Genomic DNA, 12,473 nt, shown 5'->3' on the forward strand with positions numbered 1-12,473 from the left:
TGGTTTACTATGAGTTAAAGCTAATAAGGGTATCTTTTTTTCACAAACTATATGAAAGAAGAAAAACGTCCTGTTGAAGTAGTAGTAATATCTGATATTCATCTTGGAACCTACGGTTGTCACGCAGAAGATCTTCTCCGCTACTTGAAAACAATCCAGCCCAAAAAACTCATCCTTAACGGCGATATTATTGATATGTGGCAATTCAGCAAAAGATACTGGCCTGCCAGCCATATGCAAATTGTAAAGCACATTACCGGACTGCTAAGCAAAGGTACTGAGGTAGTGTATATCACTGGAAACCACGATGAAATGCTCAGGAAGTTTGTTGGCTTTAAACTGGGGGCTTTTTCAATAGAAAATAAAGTGGTGCTGGACCTTGACGGGAAAAAATCATGGATATTCCATGGCGACGTATTTGATGTTACCATGAAGCATTCCAAATGGCTCGCAAAGTTGGGGGCTATCGGGTATGACACACTTATTTTGCTGAATACCTTTGTGAATTTTGTTTCCAGGCTTATCGGAAAAGGCAAGATTTCCCTTTCAAAAAAGATTAAAGACGGCGTGAAATCGGCCATCAAGTTTATAGATGATTTCGAACATACTGCAGCCGATATTGCGATTGGCAACCAGTACGACTTTGTGGTATGCGGCCATATTCATCATCCTCAGATGCGCAAAGTACAGAATGAAAAAGGAAGTGTAATGTACCTCAACTCAGGGGACTGGGTGGAAAACCTGACGGCTCTTGAATACAACAATAAATCGTGGCGCCTTTACAATTTTGTCGATGATCCTGTGGCCATGGCAGTAAAGGTTAATAAAAAGAGCAAAAGGGCTTTGAACACTGATGATATCTTCAGGGATATGGTCAATGACTTTTTAATTGTTAAGTAATGAAAATATTATACGCCATACAAGGCACTGGAAATGGGCATGTAAGCAGAGCAATGGATATTGGCCCTGAGCTGGAGAAACATGGAGATGTAGATTATCTGGTAAGTGGTGCCCAGGTTGAGATATCTTTGCCTAAGGAGACGAAATACAGATCAGAAGGGCTTAGTTTTTATTTTGGAAAGAAAGGTGGCATTAATCTTTCTAAAACAATTAAAAGTAACTCTTCCCGACGTTTTCTCAAGGAAATCAAGGATTTTCCCATTGAGGATTACGATCTGATCATAAATGATTTTGAGCCCATTACCGCATGGGCAGCCAAAATAAAGGGAAAGCGTTGCGTTGCACTAAGTCATCAGAGTGCATTGCTTTCGGAGAAATGCCCCAAACCTGAGTCAAAGGATGTGGTAGGACAGATGATTCTTCGGAATTATGCACCTGCTTCTGTACATTATGGATTTCACTTTAATGCTTTCGACGAAAATATTTACACTCCCGTGGTGAGACGGGCTGTGAGAGAGGCTAAAGTGAGCAATAAAGGACATTATACTGTATATCTGCCTGCCTATGCTGATGAAAAAATAGTTGAGATACTGTCTCAGGTTAAGAAGGTGAACTGGGAGGTATTCTCCAAACATAATAAGAAAGGATATGAGGAGGGCAATGTAAAAGTATCGCCAATTGATAATCAAAGTTTTATCGAAAGTATCACCGCATCTGAAGGTGTATTATGCGGAGCAGGATTTGAGACTCCTTCTGAGGCACTTTTTCTTGGGAAGAAGCTTATGGTGATCCCGATGAAAAATCAATATGAGCAGCAATGCAATGCTGCGGCTATGGAAGAAATGGGCATACCAGTGCTTAATAAGCTTAAGAAAAAATATGTTGATGAAATTAAGGATTGGGCATACTTCCGTGATGCAACGAAAATAGAATATCCGGATGAAACGGCTAAGATCGTGTCGGGTATTGTAGAGAAGGAGGCCTACGCATGACCAAGTCTTCTAATCATAAAATATTGATAGTCGATGATGATAAAGATATTCTGGACCTTCTAAAATATAATCTGGAAAAAGACGGCTACACAGTAAAAGTTGAACGCAAAAGTACTCATTCAATAGAAACCGCAGGAAAATTCCATCCGGACCTGATCATTTTGGATATTATGATGCCCAAGGTCAATGGTATAGAGGTTTGCAGGCAGCTGAGAGAGCTCCCGGATTTTAGAAATACCTATATTTTCTTTCTTACTGCTAAGTCAGATAAGCAACTGCAGCTAAAGGCACTGGACACCGGCGGTGATGATTATATTGAAAAAATTACAGGCCTGCGGGCACTTACTTATAAGATAGGTACTGTGCTCAAGAAAAATCTTGTGATCAGAAAGAGCGTGGAAAGAATCAATATCGGGGATATGGTTATTGACAGGAAAGCGAGTTCGGTAACTTACAAAAGTAAAGAAATGGCCCTGCCGAAATACGAATTTGAGCTCTTATATTTTTTTGCTCAAAACCCTAAGAAAGTGATTACAAGGGATAATCTGCTCCATAATATTTGGGGGTCAGATGTTTATGTGCTGGCCAAGTCAGTGGATACCTACATCGCAAATCTTACTCAAAAAATAGGGGAAGGATTGATTTCCAGGGTGGATGAAGGTAAGTATAAGTTTCAGGTACGCTAGTTAATAGCCATCTCTGTTCCTGTCAACATGGCGATAAGTCAGAAGGAGTGCTTTGTTATCATCAATCAAAGCATGGCTGCCGGTAAGCATTAGCAGTTCGGAGGCTACCTCACCAACAGGGCTGTTGGGGTAAAAATTATCTCTGGCATAATGCACATACTTCAATACTTTAAAACCATCAAACCACTGGTAAAACTGTTTTAGAAAAGTATCCGAAGATGCGGCGTTGTTTTTGATCCTTTTGAAGTGAAAAACAAAATCATTATCCACAAGAAACCCTTGTACACTTTTAGCCTGACTCTGTAAAAAGGCTTCCAAATGTTTGGGTTCCATGCTGTAAAGGCCGGTAAGGCCATCTATAAATCCTTTCAGATCTTTAAAAGTCTGAACAGAATATGTCAGAAGCTGTCCGGTTTTTTGCCAGTCATTTACGGCTTTACCTGTACCGAAAGGTACACGGTCAGAAAGCCTGGGAGAAGGAATGACCCTGGTATTATTTACCTCTCCAAAATTACCAAGAGGGATGATTTTGTGAAGAAAGTAAAAGTCCTCTCCGGCTTTTCTGCGATTCATGCCCCCTTGTTTCTGGTAGGCTGAGCTTCTGACTGCCATGCTGGAGCCAATTGTTTCATAAGCATAAGGAAAACCTGCGTAGCGAAGTGCGTTTACGTAGTATCGCAGAAATAACTCATAATCTGTAATAGCTTCGTAGATTTTAGCGTCAAACTTACCCTCAAGGGGATGTTCAAAATATATGGAACAGCCCGGAGATTTTGGGTTGTTGCAGAAAAAACCATGAATAGCCCGGAGGTAGTTAGGGTCACATTCACTGTCGGCGTCATAACATACTATAATACCATCCCGGTTGCCCACGGACTCTAGCCGGCGTACAGCTTCGTCCATGGCTATCTTACGAGCCAGTCCGACTCCGGCATGCTTTTTCGGAAGGTCATTCTTGTATGCAACGTGGAAGCTGAAGTGTGAGGTGGAGTGTTGGCCGGCCCATTGCCTGACCGCATCGTAACACTTTTGGTTTTGCTGCGATATATTGCTGGGAGCGTCCTCCTGTTCATTAATTAATACTATCACCTCAACGCACAGGTTTTGTACATCACATTGTAGCAATGAAGCCAAACTTCTGATGAGATCCGGCTCATTGTAACAGGGTATGGTTACGATCATGTCCAGATGGGCATGCGGAGCCTTATCAAATAAAATACCCTGACAGGCATACCTGGATAAATAGAGGTTTTTATTTATGGAGCCTATGGAGCCAGCCGGTTGATCTTCCATGCTTTATCTTCAAGGGTATACAGTATCCTGTCGTGTAGCCTGCTGGCGCGTCCTTGCCAAAACTCAAGCAGGAAGGGTTCTACAATGTAACCGCCCCATTGCTCGGGTTTTGGTAAAATATCCTGCCCTCTGAACTTTTCCTGAAGCTTTCGTTCGCGTTCTTCCAATATATCACGGTTGCTTATCACCGAACTCTGAGGAGAAGCCCAGGCTCCGATCTGACTGTTTTTGGGGCGACTCCTAAAATATTCTTCTGATTCTTCCTTGCTCACTTTCTTTACAACTCCCTGAATCCTTACCTGTCTTTCGAGTTCCGGCCAGAAAAAAGTCAGTGCTGTAGCGGGATTATGCTCCAGCTGACGGGCCTTATTGCTTTGGTAGTTGGTGTAAAAAACAAAACCTTGTTCGTTGACATCCTTTAGAAGCAGAATCCGCGATGATGGTACACCCTGCTCGCTCACTGTAGCCATATTCATGGCTGTGGCTTCTCTCACTTCAGCCGTAAGGGCCTCAGTCAACCATTTTTGAAATTGTTTGATTGGGTTCTCATCTACATCTTTTTTTCTTAAGGAATGACGTACATAGTCTTGCCTTATTTCTGCAATATTCTTTTCCATAGAATGTCAATTTTGATGTGCCAAATTTAAAATCTTTGACTATTAATACCCCAAGTATTTTTAATAAATAAATCTTTTCCTTTTAATTGAGGGCTGAACGAAAAGCTAAATTCTGAACATCATAATATACAGGTTGCCAACTACCTGATTCTGATCGGATTTGATATAAGTAATGTAGGGCATAGAGCATGTTGAAAGCGCTGCGCAGGAATTATATAAAAAATGATTTAAAAATTCATAAAAAATAATGAAATTAAGTATTGATCTGGCTTGTGAAAGTAGCCCGGCATGGGTGGATACGGTAATGCATGATTTTGACGCGTTTTTGCAGGATCATGCTAACTGTGAACGCAAAGCTTCGGCCATGGCCATGAGTTTTGTTGCCAAACACCCGGATAGACTGGAAATAATTCCTGAACTTATAGATACCGCTGTAGAGGAACTGGAACATTTCAGGTCGGTTTACCAGATCATGCAGCAGCGGGGAGTCGCCCTTCCTCCTGAAATGGGGCAGGATATTTATGTGAAAAAACTGATTGACCACTGTCGGTCGGGGAGAGAAGACAGGTTTATGGACAGGCTGTTGTTGGCTTCAATTATCGAATGCAGGGGTGCAGAACGCTTTCGCCTCGTATATGAAGCACTGGAGCCCGGTGAGTTAAAGACTTTCTATCATAACCTGTGGGCCTCAGAGGCCAAGCATGGTAATATTTTTGTAAAAATGGCATTGATCTATTTTGACGAAGACACTACCTACAGGAGATTAGAAGAATTAAACTTAATAGAGGCGGAGGTGTTAAAGTCTTTACCTCTTCAACCCGCATTGCATTAACGTTATGGACTATTTCAAATTCAATAATAACCAAAAGCCGGGAAAAGGAAGTTTGCTTATTTCCGAGCCGTTTTTGCCTGACCCGAATTTTGAAAGAACGGTGGTGCTGCTATGTGAACATAGTGATGAAGGTTCGTTTGGCTTTGTGTTGAACAAGGCTTCTGCCGTAGCCCTCGACGAGATAGTTGAAGATATCCGTGACTTCAGCCAGCCGGTATATATAGGTGGACCAGTGCAGCAGGATACATTGCATTTTATTCATAAAGCCGATTACCTGGAAGGTGGCGTTGAGGTAGGCAACGGCCTGTACTGGGGTGGGAATTTTGAGCAATTGATGATACTTATTGATACCAAACAAATTAAGGCTGATGATTTCAGGTTTTTTATCGGCTATTCAGGCTGGGGATCAGGGCAGCTTGAGGAAGAGTTAAAAGCGGAGTCGTGGATCGTGGCAAACTATGCCACACCTGATCTGGTTTTCGCTGAAAATGGTGAAAACCTGTGGAAAGTTGTTCTGAAGCAATTGGGAGGGAGGTTTAATGTATATTCAAATTATCCAACAGACCCACGTTTAAATTGAATGATTTTATTATTTTTACAGTTATAGAGGTTGAAAAACTGCACAAATGGATAAAGAGAAGGATATAAAGGAATTGGAAAACATCAATACTGATAATCAGGAAGTAGAAGAAAATACTGATGAGGTGAAGAATCAGGAAAGTTCTCAGGAAAACGAGAAAGTGACGGATACCACTGGTCAGCAAGAAGAGAACACTACTGAAGATAATCAGGAGCCCATAAAAAATCAGGAGGAAATCGTTAATGAATCTTCGGAAAAGGTCAATGCGAAAGATGATGAGCATGATCATGATGAAGAACATGACGACGATGATGATGACGATGAGCATGTAGACTATTCCAACTATTCCAAGGAAGAACTTGTGGAGTTGATTAAGAGTCTGGCCAAAGATGATAATGTCCAGAAAGCAGATCGTGTTGTGCGGGAAATAAAGCCTTTATTTGATGATATAAGGGAAGGTGAAAGAAAAGAGGCCCTGGATAAATTCATTGCTGATGGTGGCGAAGAGGTCGATTTTGAGTTTAAGTATGATGAATTAGCCAATCGTTTTGATGCTAACTATAAGCTGATAAGAGACAGGAAATCAGCTTTTGTAAAAGAAAAGGAGCAGCAGAAAGAGGTTAATCTTAAAAGGAAGCAGGAAATACTTGAAAAACTGCGTGAGTTTGTAGACTCTGAGGAAACTAATATTAGTTTTAACTCCTTTAAGGACCTGCAAAACGAGTGGAAAAATATAGGGCCAATCCCCGGTGCCCAGGCCAAAACACTATGGGCAAATTACAATGCCCTTGTTGACCGGTTTTATGATAACCGAAGTATATATTTTGAGCTTAAAGAGCTTGACAGAAGAAAGAACCTCGAATCAAAACTGGAGCTTTGTGAGCGTGCCGAAAAACTTGCAGGCCATGAAAATCTCAAAGAGGCCATCAAAGAACTTAATGAGCTTCATGATGATTTTAAGCATGTTGGCCCTGTCCCCAAAGAAGAACAGGAAGCATTATGGCAGCGATTTAAATCGGCATCTGATGAAGTTTATGCCAGGAGAAAGGAGTTTGTAGAACTACTGAAATCTGAGCTGGAAGAAAACCTGAAAGTAAAAGAACAACTGGCAGAAGAGGTTCAGCCTTTTACGGAGTTTGATTCTGACAGGATCAAAGAGTGGAACCAGAAAACCAAGGAGATACTTGAGGTACAGAAAAGATGGGAAGCAGTAGGCGGTTTACCCCGAGCTAAAGCCAAGGCAGTAAACAAGAAATTCTGGGGTACATTTAAAACTTTCTTCAATAACAAAAGTGCCTTCTTTAAAAAGCTGGACGCACAAAGAGAGGGTAACCTGGAAAAGAAAAAGGAACTTGTACAACATGCCCTTGAAATAAAGGACAGCACTGACTGGCAAAAAACAGCTGAGGAGTTTAAAAAACTTCAAAGACAGTGGAAGGAAATAGGACCAGTGCCGGAAAAGCAAAGAGAGTCTGTCTATAAAGAATTTAAAGAAGCGGCTGACCATTTCTTTAACAATAAAAGATCCAAAAACAGCGAGGTAGAGAAGGAGTTTGAGGAGAACCTTAAAAAGAAGGAAGATATCTGTAATCAAATAGAGCAATTGGCTAAAGATAGCCCGGAGGACCTGGAAAGACTTCGCGATTTACAAGATGAGTATCTTGACATCGGATTTGTACCCAGAAACAGCATTTCAAAGATCAAGAGCCGTTACTCCGAGGTTGTTGATAAGTTTATCAACAATATGGAAGGCATCTCTAATGAAGACCGCCAGGCAATACGGATTGAAAACCAGGTTAACAGAATATTGAGCGGGCCTAATGCTGATCAAAAAATCTACAGAAAAGAACAAGCGATCAAAAAGCAGATCAGTAAGGTTGAACATGACATCTCCCTATGGAAAAATAACCTTGAATTTTTTGCAGATTCAAAAACAGCAGACAAATTAAAAGATGAATTTAGCCAAAAAATTAAAGCTGCAACTAATGAATTAAAGAACCTTAAACAGCAATTAAGGATCATTAGAACAGCATCTTAATTTTTTTTGAATTTTTTTCTTTCGAAAATTTGTATTTAAAAATCCGTACATTACATTTGCAATCCCTTACGACAACAACCGCTCAGAAAGTGAGCGGAGGAAGGGGAAAAATAAGGAAATTAGAAGCCTCCATAGCTCAGCTGGCCAGAGCAACTGACTTGTAATCAGTAGGTCGTTGGTTCGAATCCGACTGGGGGCTCTGAAAATAAAAAGCCACTTAATCTTAGATTGAGTGGCTTTATTGTTTAAAATTAAAGATAAAATCAGAGAGATTTTTTGTAACTCAATTATTTTCAACCAGCCCCGGTTACTTCTCCCTGATTAAAATGATGAAGCATCAAAAATCACTAAAGTTTAATAGCTTCTGACCCCATATTTTTACCAGAAAATAGAGCAGTTGTATAAGTCCAAAAGTATTTTTTTGTCTTAGCACCGGTAATACGGAATGGCTCATTTTTATAACTATTTAATTTCTAATATTTAACTATTATTCATTTTTCAACATGCAGTTTAAAAGTCCTTTTAATTTGCATCTACTGATGTGCATGGATAAAATATTTGAAAAATAGCGATTTAAGTTAGACTGTCCTGTAGGGACGCCTTAATAGCATTGGAGGGGTTTAGAAGAACGAAAAGCAAATCTGTGCCATAGGAAAGCCAAGCCATAAAATACAATACTATTTTGCACACATACAGGTATTGGGATGTAAGACCCTGTTCACCATTTGCAGATCACCTGTTTACCGCTTACCGAACACTACTGATTACCAAAGCTGTCACATAATCGAAAAATAGTTCATTACTGCTATTGTCGGTTGTCTACTGAATACCGGATTTCCAAACTCCCATAAAAATTCCTTGGTAAACCAGGATAGTAGTACCTGGGAGCCGAACCTCCGAACCCGACTGCATTCACTAATACCATGGATGCATAGTGTTCGTCAAGCAGGTTATTGATGCCTGCGCTAGCATCGAATTCGAAGTTTTTAAAAATATGACGCTGATAGCCAATTTTAAGGTTTACCAGAGAGTAGCTGTCGCTATACAGACTATTAGCGTCATTTAGAGGAATGTTGCCGGTGTATTGATAGTTACTGTAAAGATAGATGCCTGACTCGGAATTTAAGTCAACACCAAAATTAACTGTACGAGAAGGCACACCAGTGAGATCATTGCCGGAATAATTCTTTTCTTCACTGGTAAACTTATCAAATCTATAGTTCATGAAAGTTGCTGATAAAAATGGCCTGCTTGACCATGAGGAGTTTTTGAGAATGTCCATTTGCATAATGACCTCCAAGCCTTCATGCAAGGTTCTCCCAGCATTTATGCCTACATAGGTGTCAGGGCCTGTTCTCTGTGCCACCAGGAGGTTGTCAATATCCATGCGGTATATGGAAATTTCAGTATACAGCCTGTTGTTTAGCCAGGAGTTTTTACTGCCGATCTCATAGTTCCAGCCAGTTTCTGGTTGAATGTTGGTATTTGTACTCCCTTCCGGTGTAAGAGTTTCGGCAACACTGGGAGGAGAGAAGCCGTGACTAACGGAAGCATATGCACTGTGCTCGTCTTTAATTTGGTAAACTACACCTGCCCTTGGTGACCAGATGGTGGCGAAATCATAAGATCCCGATTGATTGATACTATCTGCGTAATAGTCATCCAGTTTAAAGGTCGTTTTGTTACTGTTAAGCCCTGCCTGAAAAGAAAGCTTTTGAGTGAGTTTCCAGTTGATCTGGGCAAAGAGATTGTAATAATACCGGTGCTCCTCATTGTCACTGAGGATGTTTCCCGGTATGCTGCCTGAACCGGGATTCTGTTCATAAAGGTTTTCATACGTTGACCACTGGTACCAGTCGGTGAAGTATTCAAAGCCACCGCTCCAGGTCATTTTCCTTTGAAGCACATCTGTACTCCATATCAACCGCGATCTTAAACCAGTGGCTATGGAGTTCTCCCGAAGAATGTCAAAAGGCCTTGGTTCATCAGCATCCCGAAAGGTTAAAAATGTACTTGTAATACTTTCAAGATTGTTGGTGATTTGATATTGATAGGAGATACCCAGATTAGCTTTGTTGTAAGCTTCATACCCACGCGACTGGTGCCAGGTATAGGCAGCGGAAGAAGGAGAGGTGTTGAAAGTTTCTTCATTGACAGAGCTTGGAATGTATGCTTTCAGGTGAGTGTAAAGGCCTAAAACAGAAATAGCGGTTTTCTCATTTGGGGCGATTTTGGAAGTGAAAATAAATGATTGTCTGTCATACTCACTGTTTTGCCGGTAGCCATCAGTATGTATATCGGCATAGGTAAGGTTAAGTTGGTTCCGTTCACCATTTATGGCTGCCGAGGCTGTTGTCCTCCTAAGCCCGTATGAGCCCACAGTACTTTTTGCAGATAAACCACTTTCATCCGTTACCTGCGAAGTCAGGTTAATTGTACCACCCAACCCTGCACCATATACACTGGAGTTAGGCCCTTTGATAACTTCTATACGTTGGATAGCAGCCAGATCGATGTCTTCAATTGTAGTTTCTCCTTCGCCTGATGTCAGAGGGATGTCATCAAAATAGGCACGGACTTTATTGGTGCCATAGGGTGTGCGGGCGCCGATACCACGAATGGTGATCCTGTTAGTATTCAGGCTTCCTGAGTGCATATAAACACCGGGCAGGCGATTAAGGGCAGGAGTCACAGTTGTTTCATCATTGCGATGAAGCTGTTTACGGGTAATGAGATTGACCGCGCCGGGAACTTCTCTATGGGCCTCATTGATCTGAGAAGCTTTGACAATTACTTCCTGTAGGTTAGTCTCTGATGGTTCTAACCTCAGTTTGACGAAATCACCGGCTTTTGCATAGACGTTTTCAGAAGTGTACCCCAGATGGGATACGTTAAGGTAAACAGGGTTACTGTGAGGTGCTTTTAGACTGAAATATCCCTGATCATTGGTGACTGTACCGGTGCTATCTTCTAAAATGATAACTGACACATTGTATAAAGGCTCACTGTGGGCAGCATCTACTACCTGACCTGTAATCGTCTGTCCATATAACCACTGGTAAAGTGCCGGTATTATAAAAAATACACTTGTTACTATAAATTGCCTCATATTTTATTCTAAGGTAGCCTGATTTGAGAATTAAAAAAACTAATACGCGACCCCCCTTATCAACATAAAAAGCATCTGAAGGTTATACATGGTCTTGCATGTGCTGAGGGAATGTAAGAGGTTAGATAAAGTCCAAAATCGGAAGACCGGAGGTCGAAGTGAACTTTCATTATGGCTGGAGTTATCAGTGAACGGTAAGGGGTGACCCGGGTGAACGAGATGGTTCATTTTTTCCTCGACAGATGGCCGGTTTTTTACACAACATTGATTTTCGGCCAGCTCTTACGGTCCTGTTTTAAGGTTTGAAACACGGTATTTTATTTGCGGCATATCCTTAATAGAATAAGTGATCATTTTTAAAAAAAAATCAACAATGGTACAGTTATCACGATTAAACAAGTTCGTAATTGGTGGTGCAGCAGTAGGAGGTATACTGTTGACACGAATGCTCATAAAGGCTGCTACAAAGTATAATTTAAAGGATAAAGTGGTGTTGATCACCGGAGGTTCCCGCGGGTTAGGGATAGTAATGGCCAGACAATTGGCGGAAAAAGGAGCAAAGGTAGTGGTATGCGCAAGGGATGAGGAAGAACTGAGTGCCGCAGCACACGAGCTGTCTACCATTACCCAAAATTATTTGGCCATACCCTGTGACATTACTGATAAGGAGCAGATAAGAACAATGATAGATGAAACAGAAAGCATCATGGGACCTGTAGACGTACTCATCAACAATGCAGGTATTATCCAGGTTGGGCCAATGGAAACCATGACAGAGCAGGATTTTGAAAATGCTATGAAAGTTCACTTCTGGGGGCCTTTTTATGTGATGAAAGAAGTGTTGCCCGGCATGAAAAAGAGGAAGGGAGGCCGCGTTGTCAATATTGTTTCTATTGGAGGTAAAGTCAGCTTTCCACATTTGTTGCCCTATAATGCCAGTAAATACGCACTTGCAGGTCTGTCCGAAGGAATGACGGCAGAATTGAAAAAGGATAAAATAAGGATCACCACCGTGTACCCCGGATTAATGAGAACGGGAAGTCCAAGAAATATCGATGTGAAAGGACGCCATGAAGAGGAATATGCATGGTTCAAAATCTCTGATTCTTTACCTGTTGTGTCTATGAGTGCAGAAAAGGCGGCTAGCCAAATTATTAAAGCACTTGAGAATGGTGACAGCTCCTTAACGCTCGGCTTCCCTGCAAAATTAGCAGAAGCTATTCATGGCATTGCGCCCAATCTGACCATTTCAGCCTTTGAGGCGGTGAACAGGCTACTTCCCGGGACGAGGGGAGCCAGTAAAAAGTCTAAAAAGGGCTATGAAAGTGACACCAGGCTATCTCAGTCTGTACTAACAAGGAAAACAGAAAAAGCCGAAATAGAAAACAATGAGTTGCCATAAGTAAAAGGCTTCAGGAGTTCTCAG

At 41.3% G+C, this 12,473-nt stretch carries 10 protein-coding genes and 1 tRNA gene; 8 read left to right on the forward strand and 3 right to left on the reverse strand.

Annotated features, from left to right (window positions below; translation table 11 throughout):
* The first annotated feature begins 51 nt into the window (after positions 1-51).
* From LVD17_RS21805 to LVD17_RS21815, 3 genes are read left to right on the forward strand one after another with little or no spacing between them, the layout of a single operon-like run.
* Entirely contained in the window at positions 52-900 is an 849-nt protein-coding gene (locus LVD17_RS21805) for a UDP-2,3-diacylglucosamine diphosphatase (protein ID WP_233761272.1), read from the forward strand.
* Positions 900-1,892 carry a glycosyltransferase family protein gene (locus LVD17_RS21810; protein ID WP_233761274.1) on the forward strand — a complete coding sequence of 331 codons (993 nt, stop codon included), beginning with the start codon at positions 900-902 and terminating at the stop codon, positions 1,890-1,892. Before LVD17_RS21805 ends, LVD17_RS21810 begins: the two co-directional genes overlap by 1 nt.
* Positions 1,889-2,578 carry a response regulator transcription factor gene (locus tag LVD17_RS21815; protein ID WP_233761276.1) on the forward strand — a complete coding sequence of 230 codons (690 nt, stop codon included), beginning with the start codon at positions 1,889-1,891 and terminating at the stop codon, positions 2,576-2,578. Before LVD17_RS21810 ends, LVD17_RS21815 begins: the two co-directional genes overlap by 4 nt.
* Here the strand turns inward: LVD17_RS21815 and LVD17_RS21820 are convergent, their stop codons facing one another.
* Together LVD17_RS21820 and pdxH are read right to left on the reverse strand one after the other, a co-directional pair.
* A complete protein-coding gene (locus LVD17_RS21820) occupies positions 2,579-3,871 on the reverse strand; it encodes a glycosyltransferase family 2 protein (protein WP_233761278.1) in 1,293 nt (430 codons plus the stop codon).
* A complete protein-coding gene (gene pdxH / locus LVD17_RS21825; protein WP_233761280.1) occupies positions 3,844-4,488 on the reverse strand; it encodes a pyridoxamine 5'-phosphate oxidase in 645 nt (214 codons plus the stop codon). Before pdxH ends, LVD17_RS21820 begins: the two co-directional genes overlap by 28 nt.
* Positions 4,489-4,735: 247 nt before the next feature.
* Here pdxH and LVD17_RS21830 point away from each other — a divergent pair, with 247 nt between their 5' ends.
* The 4 genes from LVD17_RS21830 (at position 4,736) to LVD17_RS21845 (ending at position 8,137) form a co-directional block, all read left to right on the forward strand.
* A complete protein-coding gene (locus LVD17_RS21830; RefSeq protein WP_233761283.1) occupies positions 4,736-5,320 on the forward strand; it encodes a MiaE family protein in 585 nt (194 codons plus the stop codon).
* A gap of 4 nt (positions 5,321-5,324) precedes the next feature.
* The gene (locus LVD17_RS21835) at positions 5,325-5,900 is read left to right on the forward strand and encodes a YqgE/AlgH family protein (protein WP_233761285.1); all 576 of its coding nucleotides are present in this window, start codon (positions 5,325-5,327) and stop codon (positions 5,898-5,900) included.
* 46 nt (positions 5,901-5,946) lie between these two features.
* The gene (locus LVD17_RS21840) at positions 5,947-7,938 is read left to right on the forward strand and encodes a DUF349 domain-containing protein (protein ID WP_233761287.1); all 1,992 of its coding nucleotides are present in this window, start codon (positions 5,947-5,949) and stop codon (positions 7,936-7,938) included.
* Between the two features lie 125 nt (positions 7,939-8,063).
* Positions 8,064-8,137: transfer RNA gene (locus tag LVD17_RS21845), tRNA-Thr, on the forward strand.
* A 606-nt stretch (positions 8,138-8,743) separates the two neighbouring features.
* Here LVD17_RS21845 and LVD17_RS21850 read toward each other — a convergent pair.
* Positions 8,744-11,047 (reverse strand): TonB-dependent receptor, encoded by a 2,304-nt coding sequence (locus tag LVD17_RS21850; RefSeq protein ID WP_233761289.1) that lies wholly within the window; start codon positions 11,045-11,047, stop codon positions 8,744-8,746.
* Between the two features lie 373 nt (positions 11,048-11,420).
* On the opposite strand from LVD17_RS21850, the gene LVD17_RS21855 reads away from it, so the two are divergent.
* Complete coding sequence (locus LVD17_RS21855; RefSeq protein WP_233761291.1) at positions 11,421-12,449, forward strand: SDR family NAD(P)-dependent oxidoreductase; 1,029 nt, start codon at positions 11,421-11,423, stop codon at positions 12,447-12,449.
* Positions 12,450-12,473 lie beyond the last annotated feature (24 nt).

It is taken from the genome of Fulvivirga ulvae, from assembly GCF_021389975.1.
Classification (GTDB): Bacteria; Bacteroidota; Bacteroidia; order Cytophagales; family Cyclobacteriaceae; genus Fulvivirga; species Fulvivirga ulvae.